Raw genomic sequence first — 23736 nt, 5'->3', positions numbered from 1 at the left:
CACACCCCGCGAAGATCCCCACAAACACCCGAGAAAACCCCTCGAAAATCACCTCGCAGCTCCCGAGGTTTTTTCCTTTATCTGTCACCGGAAACTGCGAATTTCTCAGTGCGACGCAACCATCCCTGTGTTCCAAAAAACCGAGTTGAAAAGGAGATTCTTCATGTTCAAGCGCACTCTGATCGCAGCCTCACTGACTGTCGCCGCTCTGGCATCCGCCCAGGCCATGGCCGTAACCGGTGGTGGCGCTTCACTGCCTGCCGCTCTGTACAAAGGCTCTGCCAACAGCATTCTGCCTGCCAACTTCAGCTACGCCGTGACCGGTAGCGGCATCGGCAAAAGTGCTTTCCTGACCAACACCGCTTCGCAGTTCGGCACCACCGGTACTGTGCACTTCGCCGCCAGCGATTCGATTCTCAGCGCTAACGAACTGAGCACCTACGCCACTAACTTTGGTGCGTCGTTCGGTCCGCTGATCCAGCTGCCATCGGTAGCGACTTCGGTGGCCATCCCTTACAAAAAAGCCGGCAACACCACCCTCAACCTGACCAGTGCTCAGCTGTGTGACGCCTTGTCGGGCACCAAGACTACCTGGGGCGCGCTGTTGGGTACCTCCGACACTACCGCGATCCGCGTTGTTTATCGCACCGCTTCGAGCGGCACCACCGAAATCCTCAGCCGTCACCTGAACTCGATCTGCCCGACCAAATTCGCGGTCAACACCACGTTCACCAACGCACGTCTGCCAGCGGGTTCCGCTGTGCCGTCCAACTGGGTAGGCGTGGTCAACACCTCTGACGTTGCCACTGCGGTGAACGCAGTTGACGGCTCCATCGGTTATGTCGGTCCGGACGGTGTCAACGCTTCAAGCAACGCTGTTGTTGCGCGCATCAATGGTGTTCAGCCAACCAGCGCCAACGTCAACGCTGCATTGGCATCGGTCCCGGTACCGGCCACCGCAGTCAACGCTGCCGACCCGGCCAAGTGGTCTCCAGTAGTTGCCAATCCGTCCAGCGGTTATGCAATGGCTGCCTACACCAACTTCATCTTCGGCCAGTGCTACAAGGACGCAGCCGTCGCCTCTGCCGTGAAGGCCTTCCTGGCCCAGCACTACAGCACTCCGGGTAATGCTGCGGCCACCGCCGCTCACGGTTTCATCCCGGTTCCAACTGGCTGGAAAACTGCAGTGACCGCCAACTTCGTCACCAACTCCACCGGCTACAACCTGGACATCAACAACACCAGCGTGTGCAACGCTGTTGGTCGTCCTTTGTAAGGATTGTTTCAAGCTGGACCCAAAGACAGCAGCCCTCGGGCTGCTGTTTTTTTTCGCCGATTTACACCCCGATCATGAAGATTGTGTGACATCCGTTCGGTCGCGCGCCTCGCCAACTGCCTATGTCGTAACAGCAGGTTTTTGCTTGGCCTGCAGCTTCGTGTGGCAATCAAAAAGGATCTCGTAGTGATGCTCGCTCGCCCATCCCGTCGCAGTACCCGTGCCCAGATGCTCAAGCGTGAGCTCGCCGATCCGGCGCTGTGGCTGCTCAAGCCACTGGCGCACGCGGTGGCGTTGTGTCTGGTGGCGGGCAGTGCGCAGGCGCAAACGGCGTTCAATTCGGGATGGTTTGCCGCCAAAGGTGCCTCACAACAGGCAGCGGCCGCGCGGCCAAGTGTTGGCGGATTGCCGGGGATGACGCCACCGCTGGCCCAGCAGCAGCGAGCCAATCAGCAATTGCAGCGCTCATTGCAGACCCTCAACAACACCGTGGCGGCGATTGCGGCGCAGCAGGCCGCACAAGCCGCCGGACGTGCGGCAGCCTTGGGTTCAGTCCAGTTCGTGCCGGATGGTCTGGGCGCGGGTGGTTTGCAGGTCGATAACAGCCTGGCGCAGGGTTGGCAGAACGCCAAAGGCCCGCAGCAAACCCAGGCTGACGGCAAGACCACGGTGAAGATCGAGCAGACCGCCGACAAAGCGATTCTCAACTGGGAAACCTTCAACGTCGGGCGTAACACCACGGTCGAATTCGCTCAACAAGCAAACTGGGCGGTGCTCAACCGGGTCAACGATCCGGGCGCGCGCGCCAGTCAGATCCAGGGCCAGATCAAGGGCGACGGCACGGTGATGCTGATCAACCGCAACGGCATCGTGTTCAGCGGCAGCAGCCAGGTCAACGTGCGCAATCTGGTGGCCGCTGCGGCCAATATCACCGATATCCAGTTCCGCGATCGTGGCCTGTACTTCGACAGCAGCGCCAGCCAGCCGACCTTCACCGACGCCGCCGGCAAGGTGCTGGTGGAGCGTGGTGCTTCCATCCAGACCCACAAACCGGCGCTGTCCACTGACGCGGGTGGATATGCCTTGCTGTTGGGCAACGAAGTGCACAACGACGGCAGTATCAGCACACCCAAGGGCCAGACCGTGCTTGGCGCCGGTGATCGCTTCTACATCCGCAAAGGTTCGGGCACCGAAGGCAATCCGCTGTCCACCACCTTCGGCAACGAAGTCAGACCTGGTTTCAAGACCGGGGCGGTAGCCGGCAAGGTCAGCAACAGCGGCCTGATTCAGGCCGCGACCGGTGATATCACCCTGACCGGTCATGAAGTGCTGCAGAACGGCGTGTTGCTGGCCAGCACTTCGGTTGCTACCCGGGGCACCGTGCACTTGCTCAACCCTGCATCCGACGCCGATGGCAGCGTGACGCTCGGCCAGGCCAGCGTTACCGCAATCCTGCTCGACAGCAGCGATCTGACCGCCCTCGACAGCCAGCGCGACGCCGCGCTGAGCGCCGTCAGCGCGAACAACCGGATTCGCAGTGACCAGTCGCGTGTGGAGATCGGCAGCGGTGGCAGCGTCGAGTTTCAGAACGGCTCGATCACGCTGGCCACCGGTGGCCAGGTGGCGGTGGCGGCGGGGCGCCGCAGTCTGGTGCGCGACGGCGCAGTGATCGATGTGTCGGGCGCGGTTGGCGTGAAAGTCGCGATGGAAGCCAACAACATCAAGATCAATGTGCAGGGCAACGAGCAACGCGATGCGCCGGTCAACCGTGAGGGTGGTGCGCTCAACAGCAACGATATCTGGGTCGATGTGCGTGAGCTGGTGTACGTGCCGGCCGGCACCAATGGCTACGCGACAGACCGTTGGTACACCGCCGGCGGATTGCTCGAAGTCGGTGGTTATCTCGGCACCCAAAGCCACCGCATCGGTGAATGGATGGCGCAGGGCGGCAGCGTGAATTTCACCGGCAACGACGTGGTGAGCGAGAAAGGTTCGCTGATCAACCTGTCCGGCGGCACCCTCGATGTGCAGAGCGGCGAGATTCGCCAGAGCTGGTTGCGTGGCGCCGATGGACATTTATATGAAGTGTCGCGAGCACCGGGGGATCTGCTCTACACCGGGCTGTACAAAGGTTATGAAGACAGCAGCGAGCGCTGGGGTCAGACGCAGGTGTTTTACAACCCGCTGATCGCCCCGCGATCGCGTCGGGAATCGGGCTATACCGTCGGCCGCGATGCCGGGCAACTGGTGATTGGCACGCGCAACGCGCTGGTGGATGGCCAAGTCGTCGGCGAAGTGTTCCAGGGCGAACGCCAGACGCAAACCCCGCGCGCCGTGCTCGACGGTTACGAGCAGAGTCAGACCGCACTGGCGCGCCGCGCGCAGTTGATCGTCGGTCAGTCCGATCCGGCCTGGTCGGCGACGGCTGGCGGTCTGCTGTACGAACTCAATCCGGTACTTGATCAGGTGCAGATCGGTGGCGCGCCTGCTGCCGCACTCACGGTTCCCGGCCTGAGCGATGCCGTGGCCCAGGCGCGTCTCGGCAAACTGTTTCTCGACAGCGATCTGGTCAACGGCTTTCGCCTTGGCGCGCTGAAGGTTTCGGCCAGACAATCCATCGACGTCAACCAGGCCGTGACGGTTGATGCGGGCGGCGACATCACCCTGTTCGGGCCGCAAGTCCAGGTCAATGCTGACCTGATCGCACGGGGCGGCAGTCTGCATCTGGGCGATGTCTTGGCAGGTAATGTCGGGATCACTGTGCCGACCGGAACCCGCGCCAGCGTGGCAGTTGCCGAAGGCGTGCAACTGGATACTCGTGGTCTGTGGAGCAATCTGCGCAGCGACCCGAATGACGTGAACAGCCTCGCCTATCTCAACGGCGGGCTGGTGTCTGTGCGCAGCAGCGGTGACGTCAGCCTGGCCGCGAGGAGTCTGGTGGACGTGTCCTCGGGCGGCGCGGTGTTGGCCAATGGCAAGACCCGTGGTGGCAAGGGCGGCGATGTAACCCTCGAATCCAGCGCACTCACAGCGCCGGGGCAGGCGCAATTAAGCCTTGATGGTGAGGTGCGTGGTTACGGCGTGACGGGCGGTGGCAGTCTGACGCTGCAGGCCAACAGCGTACGCATCGGTGAATCCGGCGATGCACTGGCCGAGCGCACTCTGCAACTGGAGCCAAGTCTGTTCAGCAAGGGTTTTTCCGCGTACAGCGTCACCGGTCTGAATGGTCTGCAAGTGGCTGACGGTACGCAAGTCGATGTAGTGATGCCGGTCTATCGTTTCGGCGATGCGGCGGCGAGTCAGGCTAGTGGCGTCGATCCACACACCGCGCTCGAGTTGTGGACGCCAAGCCTGGTTCAGGAAAACCCGATCAAAGGCGTTCTGACCCAGCGCGGCGGTGCCAGTCTGTCGCTGCAAGCCGGGCCGAGCGTAGCCAGCCTGATTGATCCTGCCCGTAGCGCGCTGTCGGTCGGCCAGCGCGCGCGGATCAGTGTCGATCCCGGTCAACGCATCACGTTGCGCGGTGCCGGACAGATCACCGTTGACGGTGAATTGAACGCGTGGGGCGGCACGATTGATATCCGCCAGCAACAATTTGGTTCGATGGACGTGGCCAGCGTCCTGCAGAACGCCGACCCGATCGCCCACAACCGTTCGATCTGGATCGGTGAACACGCGGTGCTGGACGTCGCCGGACGCGCGTTCACTGCCACCGATACGCTGGGCCGGGTTTATGGTCAGGTGGGCAAGGGCGGCAGCATCATTGTCGGCGGCGAGATCGACTCGAAGAAGATCACCGCGACCTCTGCCGATGCCTACGTGATCGTGCGTGACGGTGCGCGTCTGGATGCCTCCGGGACGCAAGCGACGCTGGATATCGCCGGCGTCGGGCCGACCGTTGTCGCCACCGATGGCGGCCGCATCGCTTTGAGTTCTTACAATGGCTTGTACATTGACGGCCAGTTGAAAGCGGCGGCGGGAGGCGCAGGCAAGTCGGGTGGGCGCCTCGATATCGCTCTGGAAGCGCCGTTGTACAACCGCAACCTGGCGAGTAACGAGGTGCGTGCTCCGCGTGAAATCATCATTGGCCAAGGGCCGGGCGGCGCGTTGTTGCCAGCGGATTTGCAGCCCGGCGAAAGTGCTGCGTTGCTGCGCTATGGCCAGACTCGCTTGAGCGCGGATGACTTGATGACAGGTGGTTTCGATCACCTGAGCCTGTTGAGCAACGGTTTGCTGACGTTTGCCGGCGATGTCGATCTGCGCATGAATCAAAGCCTGAATCTGTACGCTGGCTCTATCTCCCTCGCTGAGGCATCCAGCGACACGGCCCGTGTCAATCTGGCGGCGCCTTACATGCGCCTTTCGGGATTGGGTTTCTACCTGGCTTCGGATGTCGCCATCCGCCCAAGGGTCATGGCCAACCCGACCACGCAGGTGGCAAAAGCCCAGTTCAGCGCCACGGCCGATCTGCTCGATTTGAGCAACACCCTGTCGTTCGGCACCGCAGGCTCGTTTGCCCAGCTCGGCGCGCCGGCCAGTCTGGTCAGCCGGCGGGGGTTTGACCAGGTCACACTCGACAGCCGTGGCGACATGCGCTTCCTCGCGCCGACGGACAACGAACGCAGCTCGCGCTTGTGGACCGCTGGCGATCTGAATCTGCGCGCCACGCAGATTTACCCTGCGACCGGTGTTTCCGCCGACATCCGCGCCGGTTATCAAGGGCCGATCCAGGTTGCCGGTTTCGAGCGCACTTTGCGCATCAGCGGTCACGGCCCGGCGCCGCAAGCGCTGCCTTATTCGGCGTTTGGCAGTCTGCTGCTGGCGGCCGGGACAATCGAGCAGGGCGGCGTCATTCGTGCCCCGCTGGGTTTGATCACGCTCGGTGAAAACCTGCTGATGAACACCCACGAACTGCATCTTTTGCCTGGCAGCGTCACCTCCGTCAGCGGCGCTGGCCTGGTGATGCCGTATGGCGGCACCACCGATGGCATCGACTATCGCTATAACGGCAAGTCGGTGGCGCTCAACGGGGTGGTCGGAGACTTGAATGGCGTGGTTCTTACCGGCCAGTACGTCGATGTGCAAAGTGGCGCGTTGATTGATTTGTCCGGTGGCGGCGATCTGCGCGGCAGCGGTTTTGTGTCCGGGCGTGGCGGCTCTACCGATGCCCGCTTCAGTCCGTTGGTACGCAATGCCAGCGACGGCACTTTCAGCTTGCCGGGGCTGAGCAGCAATCCGGTGTACGCCATTGTGCCGGGCAATCAGAGTGCTTTTGCACCGGTGCTCGCAGAGGCCGGTGCCAGCGATCCGCGGCTCGGCCAACAGATCACCATCGGTGCCGGCGTTCCGGGCCTCGCGGCAGGCACCTACACCTTGCTGCCCTCGACCTTTGCCTTGTTGCCGGGAGCGTTCCGTGTCGAAGTCAACGCTCAGGCGACACCGGGCGCGACTGGCGCTGCGCTGAAAATGCGCAATGGCTCGTGGTCCGGTTCGGGGTTGATGTCGATCGCCAACAGTGGTCTGCGCGACAGTCTGGCCAGTCAGGTGATCCTGACGCCGGCCGATGTGTTGCGCCGCTATTCGCAGTACAACGAAACCAGTTTCACCCAGTTCGTGCAGAGCGACGCCGCCCGGCGTGGCGTGCCGCGTGCCTTGGCACCGATGGATGCGAAGATGCTCAAGCTGCAACTGGTTGCCGGCGATCAGCACGCCATTGGCCTGAATTTCCAGGGCCAGGCACTGTTTGCCCCAAGCGCAGGCGGCGTGGCCGGGACCGCTGTTGTGACCGGAGGGGAATTTGAAGTACTCGCTCAAGGCCAGTCGCGCACGCCAGGCTTTGACGGCATTTCACTGTATGCCGACAGCCTCAATCGGCTGAATGCCGGTCGTCTGAGCCTCGGCGCGACGCCGACGGTGGAATACGGCTCGACGGGGAATTTCATCCGGTTTGTTGGCGATGCTTCCAACATCATCCTGCGCAACGGGGCAATGTTGTCCGCACCGGAAGTGATATTGCGCACTACCAGCACCAGCGGCGGTATCACCCTTGAAGCGGGAGCGGGCATCAACACGCTCGGCCGCGGTGACGCGCCTTACGACTCCACGGATGGCTTCATTTATGAGCCGGGCGCCGCCAGTCTGTTGATGGTGTCCAATGGCTGGACCAACATGCTCGCACCCGCGGTCGGGAACGATATCGACGGGGCCGGCAGCATCCGCATCGGCACTTGCGCAGCACAGGCGTGCACCTCGTCAACACAGCTCTATTCCAATGGCAGCATTACCGCCGCCACCGACAAACAGTTCGAACTGAACGAATCCGTGCGCTTCGGTACTCGTCACCTGTCCCTCGCGGTGGGCGCAGTCAATGCGGGCAGCGCAGACGCGCTGGCGGCGGCCGGTCGCGTGCCGAGCGGCCTGACACTGAACCAGAACGTGCTGGACCGTCTGTTGCGCGGCGACACGCAATTCGGTGCCCCGGCTTTGGAAACCCTGAGCCTGACCACTCGCGACTCGTTCAACTTCTTCGGTAATGTCACCCTCGATACGCTCGACCCACAGACCGGCGTCAGTCGTCTGCAAAACCTGGTACTTGCCACTCCGGCCATTTATGGCTTGGGCGAAGCCAGCGATGTGGCGACCATTCGTACTGCCAACCTGATCTGGAACGGCGCGACTCAGGCGCCGGGGGCAGTAGCCAGCGGTGGTGCCGGTACAGGCCGCGGCACGCTGAATGTCGAGGCGCAACGCATCGAGTTCGGCTATGGCCCGAACCCGCAACCCAACGGGCTGGATCAGAACAATCGTCTGGCACTGGGTTTCAGCAACGTCAATCTCATCGCCAGCGAGCGTATCACCGCCAATCACAAGGGCAGTCTGGCGGTGTATCAGACGCAAGGCGTTTACGATCCGCTGACCGGCTACGCCTACAGCGGCGGCAACCTCAACCTGCGCACGCCGTTGCTCACCGGTGAAGCGGCCTCGGTCAATCTGCTCAAGGCGGGCGGCAACCTGACGTTGAGCGGCGCGGCGAATTCGGCATTGGCCGACGCCCTCGGCGCGGAGCTGACGCTTGAAGCGCGCAACGTGTTGCTCGACGGCCGCATTGCACTGGCCAGCGGCAAACTGGTAGTCAAGTCCGAGGACGATCTGACCTTGACCGCATCCGCGCAGTTGGACATGGCCGGGCGCACCTTGCCGTTCAACGACATCAGCAAGTACAGCTGGGGCGGCGACGTGGCGCTGTACAGCAGCGGTGGCAACATTCGTCAGGCCAGTGGCTCGCGCATAGACCTGTCGGCGCGCAACAACCAGGCCGGCAATCTGAGCGCCGTGGCGCTGGCGGCGGATGCGGGCATGGTCGATCTGCAAGGCGAGATCCTTGGCGCCAGCAGTGGTTATTACGATGCCGGTGGCACGCTGGTGCCGTACAAATCTGCGGGCGTGGACATTCGTGCGCAGCGCTTGGGCGGCGAGTTGAACGAGGCGTTTGCCGCGCTCAATCAGCGTCTGAACGCCGGCCAGGTGTTTGGCAGCCGCAGCTTCCAGCTCAAACAGGGCGATCTGCTGATCGGTGACGGGCTCAAGGCTGGCGAGGTGAACGTCTCGCTGGACAACGGCCGCCTGAGCGTGAACGGCTTGATCGACGCCAGTGGCGAACGGGTCGGCAGCATTCGTCTGTCCGGCAAAAATGGCCTGAGCCTGGCCGGTAATGCCGTGCTCGACGCACATGGTCGCGTGTTGCGGGTCGACAGCTACGGCAAGATCATCGACGCGCCGAACCGGGCGATGGTTGAGCTCAATTCCGGCGATGGCCTGCTGACGCTGACTTCCGGCGCACGCTTCGATTTGCGCCACGGCACCGACGCGCCGCTGGGCACTCTGGCCGGACAAAACGATGGCTTGCCGCGTGGCACGCTGGAGCTGAATGCACCACGCATCGGCAGCGCTGATATCGCCATCGACGCCAGCGGTGCGCTGGACATTCAAGGCGCACGCTCTATTGGCCTCAACGCCACCCGACGCTACACCGATGCCGCCGATGGTGTTGATCCGGTGGCCAGCGGTCGGCCGTATCAAGTGATCGATCAGGCTTATCTGGAGCGCATTCACGGCGACAGCAGCGCATTCATGGATGCCGCGCTGGCTAACAGCGATTTGCTGCAACGCAAACTGGCCGGACTGAACAATGCGGCATACGCCGATGCGTTCCATCTGCGGCCCGGCGTGGAAATCGCCAGTCACAGCGCTGACGGCGACCTCGTCGTGCAGGGCGATGTGGACCTGTCCGGCTACCGCTACGCCAGCCTCAATCCGCATACGCAGAAAACCGCGGTGTACGGTTCCGGCGAGTCCGGCAGCCTGGTGATCCGCGCTGGCGGCAATCTCGATATCTACGGCAGCATCAACGACGGTTTCGCACCGCCGCCGGAAACCGTCGACGACGCCGGCTGGAAACTGGTGCCGGGCGTGCAGCCGTTTGGCGGCGACCTGATCGTGCCTGGCGTGGGCGTGACGCTCGCAGAAGGCACGCTCTTCCCGCACGGCACGACGCTCAATTACGACTTGCCGATTCAAGCGACGACTCTGGTCAGCGGCACACTGTTGCCGACCGAGGGTACTCTGGCCGGGCCTTACACGTTGAACGCCGGAACAGTCTTGGCAGGTGCGGTGCACGACGCATCGGGCAATCTGCTGTACGCCGCCGGGACCTTGCTCGGCGACAGCGTGACGCTGCCGGCGGGCAGCCGCCTGGGTGCCGGCATCCGCCTGAACGCGGCGACCGAAATGCAAGCCATGCTCTGGCCCAAAGGCGTGCCACTGCCAGGCGCCTTCGCCGATAACAGTGTCGTTGGCGTGAAGCTCAGCGGATCACTGGAGCTGCTGCGCGGCTCGCTGATTCCGTCGATGACTGACGTGGTGCTGGCCGACGGCACGGTATTCATCGACCTGCGCCCGTTGAACGGCACGCAACAGGGGCGCAACTGGGCGGTGGCGAGCATGCTGCCCGCCGGCAGCACGTCGTGGTCGATGCGTGTGGTGGCGGGGGCAGACCTTGACGCTGCCGACAGCCGCAGCGTGAAGCCGTTGACCAGCGAGGGTCACTTGCGTCTGGCGGACACTCACTACGGGATGCTGATCTCTACCAAAAAACTCGATACCGTCTGGGCCGAAAATAATGGGTTGGGACAGACGCCCGGCGAGGTCGTCAAAGACGAAGATCTGTACAAGTGCGATCAAAACCCCGGTGCCTGCATAGCGCCCGCCAAGTTCCTGTGGACGGATGGCAATCCGATGGGCGCGCCGGCCGGCTCGCCAGTCAGCGACGACGATCTGTACTGGTGTGATATTGACCCGGCGTATTGCGCTGCCAACGTAGGCGGCACCACGGTCGCCAGCCATACGCAAATGTTCAGTGTGTTGCGCACAGGCGCCGCTGATCTGGACGTGTTGGCCGCTGGCAATCTGAGCATGGCTTCGCCGTTCGGCGTATATACCGCCGGTACGCAGTCCAGCGACGTTGATGAGCGTTACAACCAGCCTCGCGGTCGTCTGTCGGACGATGGCTCGGTACTGGGCAGCGCTGGCAGTGACAACGAGAAGTGGGTCAACGGCGGCAGCGACAGCTTGTATCAAGCCTGGTATCCACACCAGGGCGGCAATCTCACGATCGGCGCCGGTGGTTCGGTTTCGGGCGATGTCGTCGGGCAACGCCAGGCCGGCATCACCATGGATACCCGTGAGCAGGTTCCGAGCGTTGCGGTGGGCAACTGGCTGTGGCGCCAGGGCAGTGGTAACGATGATCTACCGACTGCCTGGTGGATCAACTTCGGCAGCTATGCAAGTCAGCCCCTGCCGGAGTCGGGCAGGAGTGCCGAGCCGTATCTGCTGGGGTTCACCGGTTTCGGCACCCTTGGCGGCGGTAACATCAGCCTGCGTGCCGGTGCGGACGGCGGCATGCTCAATGCGGTGGGTGATGGTCGTACCAATCGCTATCCGCGTGGCCAGGGCCTGGTCGTTGCAGTCGGCAGCACTGGACGAGTGGGCAGCGATGGCAGCCTGCAATTGACCGGCGGCGGCGATATCGACATGCGCCTGGGAGGGTCGCTTAATCCGTCGCTGCAGGCCCGTGCGGGGGAAACCGGAACGGAAGTACCGCGCCACGATCTGCAAGGCGCCGTTATCAACCTGCGTGGTGCGGCGCAAATCAGCGCCAGTGCCTTGGGCGGAGTCAATCTGCACTACGGCGCGTTTGCCAAGGATCAGGATCCGCGCGAGGCTCGCGCCTACGACCCGTTCAACTCCACCCTGAGCAGTGCCTCCGGCGGTCTGGTGCTGATTCCGGGTGATTCGGGTATGCGCCTGAGCACCCGTGGCGATCTGGTAGTGGGCGGTGCCGCAGACCCTGGGCGAGTGCGCTTGCAGAACTCCACGCCATTTACCGACGCCAGCGGGGTGGCCCATGCGGGTGGTGGCCTGAGCGGTTTCTCGCTGTGGACCGATCACACCGCGATCGATCTGTTTTCGGCCGGGGGCAACCTGACTCCAAGCACGCAATTGGCCGAACAACTGACTTCGCGATTCAATACATCGCCCACTGACGGTCGCTTCGTTTATCCGTCGATCCTGCGTGCGGTGGCGGCGCAAGGCTCGATTTATGCGGGGCCATCGGCCGTTTATAGTCCGGGCAATGCGCCGCCGTTGGTGGACTACTCGTTATTGCTGGCGCCGTCCAACTCGGGTCAGTTGGAACTGCTGGCAGGCCATTCGATTTACGCCGGCGGTTATGCGATCAATCAGTCCGGGGCCAGTCCTGCGGCGCTGGCCACGCCGTTTGCGCCGTCCTTCAACGGATTCGCCAGTCACACTGCCAGCCAACCGATCATCAGCAATAACAGTGCTGACGGCGTGACTACGGACCGCAACGTGCGTTACCCGTTGTTTGCTTTTGGCGCCAACAGCTACTCGGGTTCGAGTGGCGTGCAAGGGCCTGCGCGGTTCTATGCCTTGACCGGGGATCTGGTCGGGGTGCGCAGTGGCGAAACGTTGACGTTCAGTCTGCTCGGCGTACCACAGCGCAACTGGTATGAAGCGGCCGGCCCGGTGTGGATGGTCGCTGGTCGCGATATCGTCGCCTCGGGCACCGATCTGGGCAAACCAACGGCTGTACCGAATGACGGGATGGGCCAAGGTAATCAAACGATCAGTTCCACCGGCAACTTGTTCATCCACGACCGGCCGACCGATGTGTCGCGGGTTTCGGCCGGCCGCGACATTCTCTACAGCAGCTTCGATATCGCCGGTCCGGGCGTTCTGGACATCAACGCCGGACGCAACATCCTGATGGAGGATCGCGCCGGTATCACCAGTCTCGGGCCGGTGTTGTCGGGCGACAGCCGTCCCGGTGCGAGCGTGGTATTGCAGGCTGGGGTGGGCGCGAAGGGGCCGGATTATTCTCGGTTTATCGAGCGCTATTTGGGTCCGGACAACGTGGCGCGTGCGGACGCTTCGCTGATCGGGCAACCGGGCAAAGTGGTGAAAAACTACCTCGCCGAACTGCAGAGCTGGCTGACCCTCGGCTACGGCTTCAGCGGTAATCAAGAACAGGCGCAGGCTTTCTTCGCCGCGCTGCCGAGCAGTGCGCAAGCGATCTTCGCCCGTCAGGTGTACTTCGCCGAATTGCGTGCCGGCGGCCTCGAATACAACGACGCCGACGGCCCGCGCAGCGGCAGTTATCTGCGCGGTCGTAACGCCATTGCGGCGCTGTTCCCGAGTACCGATGTGGCGGGCAATCCGATTCGCTACGACGGCGACATCACCCTATACGGTGGCGCCGGGGTCAAGACGCTGTTTGGCGGCGACATTCAGATGCTTACACCGGGCGGCGGTCAGGTGTTTGGCATCGAAGGCGCGGCACCACCGTCCACCGCGGGGATCATCACTCAAGGTTCGGGCAACATTCAGCTGTATTCGCAGGGCAGCATTTTGCTCGGCCAGAGCCGGATCATGACGACGTTCGGCGGCTCGATTTTGGGTTGGTCGGCCGAGGGCGACATCAACGCCGGTCGCGGCTCGAAAACCACCGTGGTCTACACCCCGCCGAAACGCGTATACGACACATGGGGCAACGTCACGCTGTCGCCGTCGGTGCCGAGCACCGGCGCCGGTATCGCCACGCTAAACCCGATTGCCGAAGTCGCGCCGGGCGACATCGACCTGATCGCGCCGCTCGGCACCATCGACGCGGGGGAGGCGGGGATTCGCGTCTCGGGCAACGTCAACATTGCGGCACTGACGGTGGTCAACGCGGCGAACATTTCGGTGCAGGGCAAAGCGACCGGCGTACCCGTGGTATCGGCGGTGAATACCGGTGCGATCACCTCGGCCAGTTCTGCTGCATCGTCGGCAACGCAAGCGGCAGAAGACGTCGCGCGTCAGCAGCAAGCGGCGGCGCGGCAGAATCAGGCTTCGGTGTTCAGCGTGCAGGTCTTGAGTTTTGGCAATGAGCAACTGGCACCATCGCGTGACGGCGCCAGCCGCGCGCCGACGCCGGGTTACAACCCGAACAGCCCGGTGCAAGTGCTGGGGGCAGGGGCGCTGGATGAACAGGCGAAACAGCAGTTGACCGAGGAGGAGCGCGGGCAACTGACGTTGTAAAGGACTCTCGTGTAGTACTTTTGGGCGACCTTTTGGTCGCCCTTTTTTTATGTTGATGAAGTTGGAGGGTATTTTTGTCGGGCGTGAAGTACCGCCAGTATTCTGATGCGTCCATTCACTCGATAGACCAGCAGATAGTTCGGATGAATCACCATTTCACGAGTGCCAGGTACTCGGCCAGGTCGGTAAGCATATGGTATTGATGAAAGTCGCTGTGCTGCTGTACCAACCTTGTGTCTTAGCGAAATTGAAGCGTTGGTGTTGCGTTGCTCGATGTATTTGAAGATGTCGGCCAGTTGACGTGAGGACTTGCTGCTCCATTCAAGCAGCAGCGCGGCGCTTCCTGCGCATCTCTTCCAGCATCTGGTCGAGCATTAACATAGCTTCATCATGGGGAATGCCAGGACTAGGATCATCCAGTGCCTCCTGCACCTTGGCACGAAACCAGCGATCGTAGCTCTCTGCCTCTTCTTCGGATTCGAAATCAGAGTAAAACGGGGAAAGTAATATGCTCATAGTGATCTCCGTGAGCAATCTCAGCAGTCTAAGGGGGGAATGGCCCATTGTCGTCACTGGCAGACGATGCACCCCATGAGCCGTTGAAGAACCATGGAGTAACGGAGCCCATTGTCTGCAAGCGCCCCCGTTAAATCTGCCGGACGTTTCCCTCAGTTGTCCGGCAATCTCGACCGCCGTTGTAGGCGTATTCCACGAATGCGTTTTTCAGGTTTTCAGCCTACAAATTCGGGTGCGCTTTCCTACGAATGCGCTCAAAAAGCATACGGAATACTCACCTTCGCCCACAACATTTCCCCCTCCGGCCGATTCTCCACATCAAATTCCTTCGCCCAGCGAATCTCCGCACTGGCGTACTTTAGAAAGGTGAAATGCAACGCCGGGCCAATCGCAAACACTTGCCCGCGTACGCCATCGTTCACATCCTCGCCAGCAAATTGCACGGTGTGGCCGAACTGTTTGTCGTCGGTGGTCTGCTTGAGGTAGTAGCCGTTGATGCCGAGCATCAGGTCGTCGGTGATCTTGTAGCTGGCCGAATAATCGAAGTGGAAAATCTGCCCGGACTTGTAGTCGGTGTCTTTGTTCTTTTCGTTGAAGCTGTAAGTGGTTTTCATCGACACCTCGCTGCGTTCGGTCGGCAGCCAGGTGAAGGAGAACAACGGCTTGTAGGTGTAGAAATTGTTGCTGGTATTGGCCAGCCGATCGACGCTGTATTCGCCAGTGGGCACGGTGATTTCCACGGCGGCGCCGAGGGTCAGGTTCTTGCCCATGTCCCACAGGATGATCGGCGCGATGGTGGTGTCGCCCATGCCTTCGCGGGTGTCGCTAAGGCCGAACACCGAGACTTCCTGTTTCAGCCACGGCTGGGCGATATAGCCAGCGAGACGCCCGCCGAAAATCCGCACCGGACTCAGGTAATCGAGACGCGGGATGACTGCTGTGGATTCGATTTCGACATTCGGCACCTTGCCGCCCAACGAGCTGATGTTGAGTTTCCGTGCCTTGTAATGGTTGTAGTAGAGGTTGAACGCGACCATGTTCGGCGGAAGGCTGTCGACTTCCAGCGGCAGCATGAAGAACCCGTCGGTGCCGGTGCCGATGTTGTCGACGCCGGCTTCGGTCGCCAGCGCCGGCAACGTCGCGGCGCTGGCAACCAGCATCAATCCAAGACGCAAAGGGAATGTCGCGCGGTTCGGGTTCATGTCCGTCCTCATTATTATTGTGTTTGGGCGCACCGCCGGCGCTCAGGACGCCCGGCCACTATACAAATAAGCCTTCGGCGCCCGACAGGGCAGGGTATTGGCGGACACTTGAGGGCACTTCTGCGGACAGCTGATAAACCCTGTGCTAACTTCCTTGGACATAACCGGTAACAAAAATAACAATTCAGCATGATCCGGAATGTCCATCCCCATGAATATGAAAGCCGTCGATCCGACCTATGAACTGGCGCTGGTGTCGCCATTTCTCCTGCAAACCCTGGCCGAAGTCGCCGAGCACAAGGGCATCCAGCCTGAGACGCTGTGCCGTGGCCTGGGTTTCACCCTCGAAGATCTGCAGGATCCCGCGCAACGGATTTCCTATCGTCAGGCGGTGGCGATGATCCAGCGCGCGCTCAAGGTCTTGCCCAATCAGGGCCTGGGGTTGTGGGTGGGGGCGCAGAACGTGCTCGGGACGTTGGGCTTGCTCGGGCATGTGCTGTCACTGTGCAAGAACCTGCGCGATGCGTTTGCCTTGGGCATTCGTCATCAGCACACCTCCGGCGGGATCGTCGTCTCGAGCGTCGATGTGGTCGGTGATCAGGTTTATCTCGACGCCGAATGCCGGCTGCCGTTTGCCGAGGTGCAGGTGTTCGCGGTCGAAGAGTTTTTCGCAAGCCTGCTGGTGTATGGCCGGGCGCTGGTGGGGGACGGGTTCAAGCCGATTGCCGTGGAATTTGTGCACGCCGCTCCGGATTACCTTGATGAGTACGCACGATTGCTCGGGCCGGATGTGCGTTTCGGCTGTCTGCACAATCGCATGCTCATCGATGTGCAGTGGCTGGACGTGAAGCTGCCCAATCATCATTCGCTGGCGTTGCGTCAGGCGCTCAAATTGCTCGAGCTGGAAGCGGCGCAGGTGCATCAGAAGCTCGATCTGATTCAAGCGGTGGAACGGGCGATTGCGCGGGATCTGAGTCACGGCAGTCATATCGAGAAGATTGCCGGCGATCTGAACATGAGCAGCCGCACGCTGCGCCGGCGTTTGACTGAGCATGCGCTGACGTTCGAGGCGTTGCTCGAGCAGGTGCGTCAGGCACGGACCATGAGTTTGCTGGGCAATCCGGAAATGGCCATCGAGCGCATCACCGAAGAGGTCGGCTACAGCGATGTGCGCAGTTTTCGCCGGGCGTTCAAGCGCTGGACGGGGAAGAGTCCGAGTGCGTGGCGCGATTGCCCTCACCCCAACCCTCTCCCAGAGGGAGAGGGGGCCGACCGAGGTGTCTTGCGTGATACATCGACCTGAAAGCTTTGTGTCGATTATGGACTCACCAAAGCAGGTTCACGTCGGCGTAAATCTCCAATATCCCCGGATCGGTCCCCTCTACCTCCGGGCGGTCCGACGTTTCGGGAGGGTAAGGGTGAGGGGACGCTTCTGCCGCCATCCAAAACCCCACAAACCCTCCGCCTACAGTTAAACTCCGCGCTCTTTCCAAGGAGTCGACATGAGTTACTACCAGCCGGGCATTCTCGCCACCCCTGTTCCATCGCAAGCACGTCATCTTTTTTTCGCCCTGCAATCGGTTGAAGCGCTGCCGCAGGCGATCGACAACCTGATGAATCTGGTGGACGGCAAGTCGGCGGTGATCGGTTTCGGTGAATCCCTGACCAAGGCCCTGAACGTGGAAATCGCCAGCCTGCGCAGCTTCCCGGCCATGACCGGTGTCGGCGTGGAAAACCCGTCGACCCAGCACGCGTTGTGGGTTTGGTTGCATGGCGTTGACCGTGGTGAGTTGCTCAACCGCAGCAGCGAATTGCAAGCTGCACTGGCACCGGCCCTGCGCCTGGTGCAGATGCAGGAAGCCTTCCGCCACAAGGACGGCCACGACCTCACCGGCTACGAAGACGGTACCGAAAACCCGCACGATGAAGCTGCCGTTGCCGCAGCCTTGTTGGGCGAGGGCGCCGAAGGTCTGGTCGGTGGCAGTTTCGCGGCGATCCAGCAGTGGCAGCACAACCTAAAGGGTTTCCACGCGCTGTCGGCTGAAGACAAAGACAACATCATGGGTCGCCGTCTGAGCGACAACGAAGAAATCGACGACGCCCCGGTATCGGCCCACGTCAAACGTACCGCCCAGGAAAGCTTCGCGCCGGAAGCCTTCGTAGTGCGGCGTTCGATGCCGTGGATCGAAGGCGAGCGCGCCGGGCTGATGTTCCTCGCCTTCGGCTTCTCGCTCGATGCCTTCGAAGCGCAATTGCGCCGTATGAGTGGACTGGAAGACGGCATCGTCGATGGTCTGTATCGCATCAGCCGTCCGATCACTGGCGGCTATTACTGGTGCCCGCCGCTGAAAGACGGCCACCTCGACTTGCGCGCGTTGCGCATCGGCTAAGGACTGACGATGAACCTGGTGCGTTGGGGCATGATCGGTTGCGGCAGCGTCGCTGAGCGCAAGAGCGGGCCGGCCTTCTACAAGGCGCCCGGTTCGGCGCTGGTGGCTGTGATGGGCCGACGCCTTGAGGCGGTCACCGATTACGCTGCACGCCACGGCATCGCGCGGATTTATACCGATGTCGATGCGCTGATCAACGATCCCGAGGTGGACGCGGTGTACATCGCCACGCCACCCGACAGTCACCACGAATACAGCCTCAAAGTCGCCGCCGCCGGCAAGCATTGCTGCGTGGAAAAACCCATGGCGCTCAACGCCGGGCAAAGCCGCGAGATGCAGCAAGTGTTTGCCGCTGCCGGTCTGCACCTGTTCGTTTCCTACTACCGCCGCTCGTTGCCGCGCTTTCAGCAAGTGCGGCAGTGGCTGGAGCAGGGGCGCATCGGTGAGGTGCGGCACCTTAGCTGGACGCTGACCAAGGCGCCGTCGCCCAAGGATCTGGACGGTGGCGACAATTGGCGCACCGACCCTGCGGTCGCGGGTGGTGGTTACTTTGCCGATCTGGCCAGCCATGGCTTTGATCTGTTCCAGTACCTGCTTGGCGACATCACCGAAGTCGCCGGCTTCACTGCGCGTCAGGCCGGGTTGTATGCAGCTGAAGACGCGGTGAGCGCCAGTTGGCGTTTTGCTTCAGGGGCGCTGGGCATGGGCTGCTGGAGCTTTGTCGCGGATCGGCGTGAGGATCGGGTCGAGATAATCGGCAGCCTGGGGCGCATCAGTTTCTCAGTGTTCGATGAGCATCCGGTTGAGCTGCGCGGGGATGAACAGCTGAGCCTGACCATCGATCATCACGAGCATATTCAGTGGCACCACGTGCTGGGCATGAACGCGCACATCCGCGGCGAGTCGCAGCACCCGGCCACGGGCGCCGAAGCGCTCAAGACTGATTGGGTCATGGACCAGATCCTCAACCGCCGCTCCCACAGGGTATGCGTTGCATCAAACATATAAGGTTATGCGCATTCGGTATTTCTCAAGCTTGTCATAACGTCTCTAAGATCACGTCATAACTCGTTATGACAAGTGATCCAGTGATGACCGATAACGTTCTCTCCCTCAGTAGCGTTCCCCTGCACACTCAACTGCGCGACGTGCTGCGTGCGCGCATTCTCGACGGCGAATACCCGCAAGACAGTCAGATGCCGTCCGAAAGCGAGCTCGGCACGCTGTTCAAAGTCAGCCGCATCACCGTGCGCCAGGCTTTGGGTGATCTGCAAAAAGAAGGGTTGATCTTCAAGATTCACGGCAAAGGCACCTTCGTCGCCAAGCCCAAGACCTTTCAAAACGTCAGCTCCCTGCAAGGCCTCGCCGAGTCGATGACCGGGCGTGGCTACGAGGTGATCAACCGCCTGCGCAGCTTCAAATTCATCGCCGCCGACAAACGGGTCGCCGAGCGTTTGCAAGTCGCGGAAGGCGAGATCGTCACCCAGATCAAACGCGTGCGGCTGATCAATCGTGAGCCGATTTCGCTGGAAATCACCTACCTGCCCAAAGCCGTCGGCGAGCGGCTGGAGAAGGCTGATCTGGTCACTCGCGACATCTTCCTGATCCTCGAAAACGACTGCGGCATCGCCCTCGGCCATGCCGATCTGGCCATCGACGCGGTGCTGGCTGACAGCGATCTGACCCAGGCGCTGAACGTCGAGGCCGGCTCGCCGATCATGCGCATCGAGCGCTTGACCCACGACGCCAACGGTCAGCCGCTGGATTTCGAACACCTTTACTACCGTGGCGATGCGTTCCAGTACCGCCTGCGGATCGACCGGCAAAAAGGGGAGCAGGCATGACGCGCAGCACGTTGGAGCAGGAATACGACATCGTCGTGATCGGCGGCGGCACTGCCGGGCCGATGGCCGCGATCAAGGCCAAGGAAAAAAACAGGGATCTGCGCGTGTTGCTGATCGACAAGGCCAACGTCAAGCGCAGCGGTGCGATCAGCATGGGCATGGACGGCCTGAATAACGCGATCATCCCCGGCCACTCGACGCCGGAGCAATACACCAAGGAGATCACCATCGCCAACGACGGCATCGTCAATCAGGCGGCGGTGTACGCCTACGCGACCCACAGTTTCGAAACCATCGAACAGCTCGACCGCTGGGGCGTGAAGTTCGAGAAGGATGAAACCGGCGATTACGCGGTGAAAAAAGTCCACCACATGGGCGCCTATGTGCTGCCGATGCCCGAAGGGCACGACATCAAAAAAGTCCTGTATCGCCAATTGAAACGCGCGCGAGTGAGCATCACCAATCGGCTGGTGTGCACGCGGTTGCTGACTGACGAGGAGGGCGCGGTCAACGGCGTGATGGGCTTCGATTGCCGTACTGCCGACTTCCATGTGATCAAGGCCAAGGCGGTGATTCTGGCGTGCGGCGCTGCCGGACGACTCGGTCTGCCGTCCTCGGGTTACCTGATGGGCACCTACGAAAACCCGACCAATGCCGGCGACGGTTACGCCATGGCCTATCACGCCGGGGCCGAGCTGGCGAACCTCGAATGCTTTCAGATCAACCCGCTGATCAAGGATTACAACGGCCCGGCCTGCGCCTACGTCACCGGCCCGCTGGGTGGTTACACCGCCAATAACAAGGGCGAACGCTTCATCGAGTGCGACTACTGGAGCGGGCAGATGATGTGGGAGTTTCACCAGGAACTGGAAAGCGGCAACGGCCCGGTGTTCCTCAAGCTCGATCATTTGGCCGAGGAAACCATCCAGAACATCGAGGAAATCCTGCACAGCAACGAGCGCCCGAGCCGTGGCCAGTTTCACGCCAATCGCGGTACGGATTACCGCACGCAAATGGTCGAAATGCACATCTCGGAGATTGGTTTTTGCAGCGGCCATTCGGCGTCCGGAGTGTGGGTCAACGAGCGTGCGGAGACGTCGGTGAAGGGTTTGTACTCGGCGGGTGACATGGCCGCTGTGCCGCACAACTACATGCTCGGCGCCTTCACCTACGGCTGGTTTGCCGGGCACAACGCGGCAGATTTCGTCGCCGGCCGCGAGTTCTCCGCGCTGGATGCCGAGCAGATCGAGAAAGAGAAGGCGCGAGTCTACGCACCGCTGGATCGCGAGCACGGCCTGCCTCCAGCCCAGGTCGAGTACAAGCTGCGGCGCTTCGTCAATGACTACCTGCAACCGCCGAAAGTGACCAAGAAGATGGAAATCGGTCTGCAACGCTTCAGCGATATCGAGCGCGATCTGGATGAGATGAAGGCCAACAACCCGCACGAGCTGATGCGCGCCATGGAAGTCAGCATGATCCGCGACTGCGCCGAAATGGCCGCGCGCGCCTCGCTGTTCCGTGCCGAAAGCCGCTGGGGCTTGTATCACTACCGCGTTGATCACCCGCAACGCGACGACCGTGAATGGTTCTGCCATTGCCATCTGAAGAAGGGCGAGGACGGCCGCATGACCAGTTTCAAGAAGGAAGTCGAGCCGTACATCATCCCGCTCGATGCCGAAGAAATGCAGGCCTACGACCGCTTGCGTGTCGGCGCCTTCGCGGCTTGAAAAACCACTGACAGAGAGTCCGAACCATGGCCTATCAAGCCCAGGAAATCTTCTTTCGCTCCAATGCCCCGGTCACCGTCGATGAGGACAAATGCATCGCCGAAAAAGGCTGCACCGTGTGCGTCGACGTTTGCCCGATGGACCTGCTGGCGATCAACCCGGCGACGCAAAAGGCCTACATGGCGTTCGATGAATGCTGGTACTGCATGCCGTGCGAAAAGGACTGCCCGACGGGTGCGGTGAAAGTTGAAATTCCCTATTTATTGCGGTGACTGAACGGACGCCATCGCTGGCAAGCCAGCTCCCACAGGGATTTGCAATGGGACACAGATGTCGCAAACAACAGAGAAACCTGTGGGAGCTGCGGTGCGACGATTCGACTTGCCAGCGATGAGGCCCGCACAAACAACGCATAACGCCATCCGGAAACACCGGACGCGGAATTCACAAAAACCACCCCTCGTTTCCCACCGCGCCCTGATCGCGGCGGAGACGAACATCCAATAAATGATTCGAGGGGATTCAACCATGTTGCGTGCAGCAATCGCCGGTCTGGTACTGGCTTCGTTCACCTTGTCAGCCTCGGCCGAAACCATCCGCATCGCCATCGGCACCCAGGACACCACCATCAACTGCGCGGCCGGCGGTCTGTTGATCCGCGAGCTGGGCCTGCTCGACAAATACCTCCCGCACGACGGGGCTTACAAGGACGCCAAGTACGAGGTGCAGTGGAAGAACTTCACCAGCGGCGCACCGCTGACCAACGAGATGGTCGCCGGCAAGCTGGATTTCGGCGCAATGGCCGATTTCCCCGGCGCGTTCAACGGCGTGGCATTTGAAACCGCCGGCAAGCACAGCCTGTTTATCAGCGTTTTGTCGGGGAGCACCAAGGGTAGCGGCAACGGCATCGTGGTGCCGAGCGCGTCTGGCGTGCAGTCGCTGAGCGAACTCAAGGGCAAGACCATTTCCGTGCCGTTCGCCTCGACCGCTCACGGCATGTTGCTGCGCGCCGTGGCCGAGCAGGGCTGGGATCCGCTTAAAGACGTGAACATCATCGCCCAGCCGCCGGAAGTTGCCGGCTCAGCGTTGCAGGCCGGCAAGATCGACGCTCACGCCGATTTCGTGCCGTTCGCCGAACTGTTCCCGAGCCGTGGATTCGCGCGCAAGATCTACGATGGCGCCCAAGCCAATGCGCCAACTTTCCACGGCGCGCTGGTCGATCAGGCCTATGCGAAAAAGTACCCGGAAATCGTCGTCGCCTACCTGCGCGCGAGTATCGAAGCCAATCAACTGCTCGCCGCTGAACCTGAGAAGTACAGCGATCTGATCGCCAAGGTCACCGGGGTCGACGCCGATGTCAATTATCTGTTCCACGGCCCACTCGGCGTGCAGACCCGCGACCTGAGCTGGAAGCCGGAATATCGCCAGGCAGTCGGTACGGCAATCGATACGCTGAAGCTGTTGAAGAAGGCTGATCGTGGGCTGGATCTGAACAACTTCATCGACGACCAGTACATCCGTGCGGCGTTCAACGCTTCGAATCTCGACTACAGCGCGCAACTGGCTAACTACGCGCAGACGCCTTTGCAGTCTGTAGATGCGGCGACAGGTAAAGCGATTACTGATTTGCGCCATGTTGCGGAGATTTGGGTACGTGGCGAAGACAAGGTTCGTCGGTATGCTTCGGCTGAGTCGGCGTTTACCGCGCTGGCCGGGTTGAAGCAGGAAGGTAAGAGCGTTCGTGCGGTGTATGCGCAGGCGAGTGACAGCGGGATCAAATTGCTGGCGGAGCAAGCGTGGTTTGCCAGTGATGGGAAGGGGCGGTTGAGTGCGTTTCTGCTCAAGGGCCAAGCGCAGCAATACGCCGCGACGCAGGGCGGCAAGGTCTTCGACTTCACCGACGCCACCACTCAGGCCGTGGCTAGCCGCTGACGGCAGATCAAAAGCCCCTCACCCTAGCCCTCTCCCGGAGGGAGAGGGGACTGACCGAGGTGTTTGGGCTTGATACATCGACCTGAAAATTCCGAGGCGAACATGCTTTCGAAAACAATCGAGATCGGCCCCCTTTCCCCCTCGCCCCCTTGGGGGCGGTCCGACGATTCGGGAGGGCTGGGGTGAGGGGGT

General features: G+C 61.5%; 12 protein-coding genes. 9 read left to right on the top strand and 3 right to left on the bottom strand.

Going from position 1 to position 23736, the window contains the following annotated elements; genetic code table 11:
• Window positions 1-163 precede the first annotated feature (163 nt).
• On the top strand, window positions 164-1276 hold the full coding sequence (locus ACP7BN_RS24635; RefSeq protein ID WP_426206448.1) for a substrate-binding domain-containing protein: 1113 nt from the start codon (window positions 164-166) through the stop codon (window positions 1274-1276).
• A 189-nt stretch (window positions 1277-1465) separates the two neighbouring features.
• Window positions 1466-13933 carry a filamentous haemagglutinin family protein gene (locus ACP7BN_RS24630; protein ID WP_426206447.1) on the top strand — a complete coding sequence of 4156 codons (12468 nt, stop codon included), beginning with the start codon at window positions 1466-1468 and terminating at the stop codon, window positions 13931-13933.
• A gap of 47 nt (window positions 13934-13980) precedes the next feature.
• On the opposite strand, the gene ACP7BN_RS24625 is transcribed toward ACP7BN_RS24630, so the two are convergent.
• The 3 genes from ACP7BN_RS24625 to ACP7BN_RS24615 all read right to left on the bottom strand — a co-directional run bounded on the left by ACP7BN_RS24625 (window position 13981) and on the right by ACP7BN_RS24615 (window position 15651).
• Window positions 13981-14208 carry a type II toxin-antitoxin system RelE/ParE family toxin gene (locus ACP7BN_RS24625; protein ID WP_426206477.1) on the bottom strand — a complete coding sequence of 76 codons (228 nt, stop codon included), beginning with the start codon at window positions 14206-14208 and terminating at the stop codon, window positions 13981-13983.
• 46 nt (window positions 14209-14254) lie between these two features.
• Window positions 14255-14449 carry a stability determinant gene (locus ACP7BN_RS24620; protein ID WP_426206446.1) on the bottom strand — a complete coding sequence of 65 codons (195 nt, stop codon included), beginning with the start codon at window positions 14447-14449 and terminating at the stop codon, window positions 14255-14257.
• A gap of 254 nt (window positions 14450-14703) precedes the next feature.
• Window positions 14704-15651 (bottom strand): SphA family protein, encoded by a 948-nt coding sequence (locus tag ACP7BN_RS24615; protein ID WP_426206445.1) that lies wholly within the window; start codon window positions 15649-15651, stop codon window positions 14704-14706.
• 211 nt (window positions 15652-15862) lie between these two features.
• Between ACP7BN_RS24615 and ACP7BN_RS24610 the strand changes: the two genes are divergently transcribed.
• The 7 genes from ACP7BN_RS24610 to ACP7BN_RS24580 all read left to right on the top strand — a co-directional run bounded on the left by ACP7BN_RS24610 (window position 15863) and on the right by ACP7BN_RS24580 (window position 23544).
• Window positions 15863-16954 (top strand): AraC family transcriptional regulator, encoded by a 1092-nt coding sequence (locus ACP7BN_RS24610; RefSeq protein WP_426206444.1) that lies wholly within the window; start codon window positions 15863-15865, stop codon window positions 16952-16954.
• A gap of 199 nt (window positions 16955-17153) precedes the next feature.
• Window positions 17154-18041, top strand: coding sequence for a Dyp-type peroxidase (locus ACP7BN_RS24605; RefSeq protein WP_426206443.1), 888 nt, complete (start codon window positions 17154-17156; stop codon window positions 18039-18041).
• A gap of 9 nt (window positions 18042-18050) precedes the next feature.
• Window positions 18051-19049, top strand: a complete 999-nt coding sequence (locus tag ACP7BN_RS24600; protein ID WP_426206442.1) for a Gfo/Idh/MocA family protein — start codon at window positions 18051-18053, stop codon at window positions 19047-19049.
• Between the two features lie 83 nt (window positions 19050-19132).
• Window positions 19133-19885 (top strand): GntR family transcriptional regulator, encoded by a 753-nt coding sequence (locus ACP7BN_RS24595; RefSeq protein ID WP_426206441.1) that lies wholly within the window; start codon window positions 19133-19135, stop codon window positions 19883-19885.
• Window positions 19882-21612, top strand: coding sequence for a fumarate reductase/succinate dehydrogenase flavoprotein subunit (locus ACP7BN_RS24590; RefSeq protein WP_426206440.1), 1731 nt, complete (start codon window positions 19882-19884; stop codon window positions 21610-21612). The genes ACP7BN_RS24595 and ACP7BN_RS24590 overlap by 4 nt, the downstream gene beginning before the upstream one ends.
• A 26-nt stretch (window positions 21613-21638) precedes the next feature.
• Window positions 21639-21884: a 4Fe-4S dicluster domain-containing protein gene (locus ACP7BN_RS24585; RefSeq protein ID WP_007959413.1), complete on the top strand. Its 246-nt coding sequence runs from the start codon at window positions 21639-21641 to the stop codon at window positions 21882-21884.
• Window positions 21885-22140: 256 nt separating this feature from the next.
• Window positions 22141-23544, top strand: a complete 1404-nt coding sequence (locus ACP7BN_RS24580) for an ABC transporter substrate-binding protein (RefSeq protein ID WP_426206439.1) — start codon at window positions 22141-22143, stop codon at window positions 23542-23544.
• The last annotated feature ends 192 nt before the right edge of the window (window positions 23545-23736 follow it).

The organism is Pseudomonas sp. TWP3-1 (assembly GCF_049896625.1).
Lineage (GTDB): Bacteria > Pseudomonadota > Gammaproteobacteria > Pseudomonadales > Pseudomonadaceae > Aquipseudomonas.
Note: the sequence above shows the minus strand (reverse complement) of the source record. Positions and strands in the feature narration are given on the sequence as shown.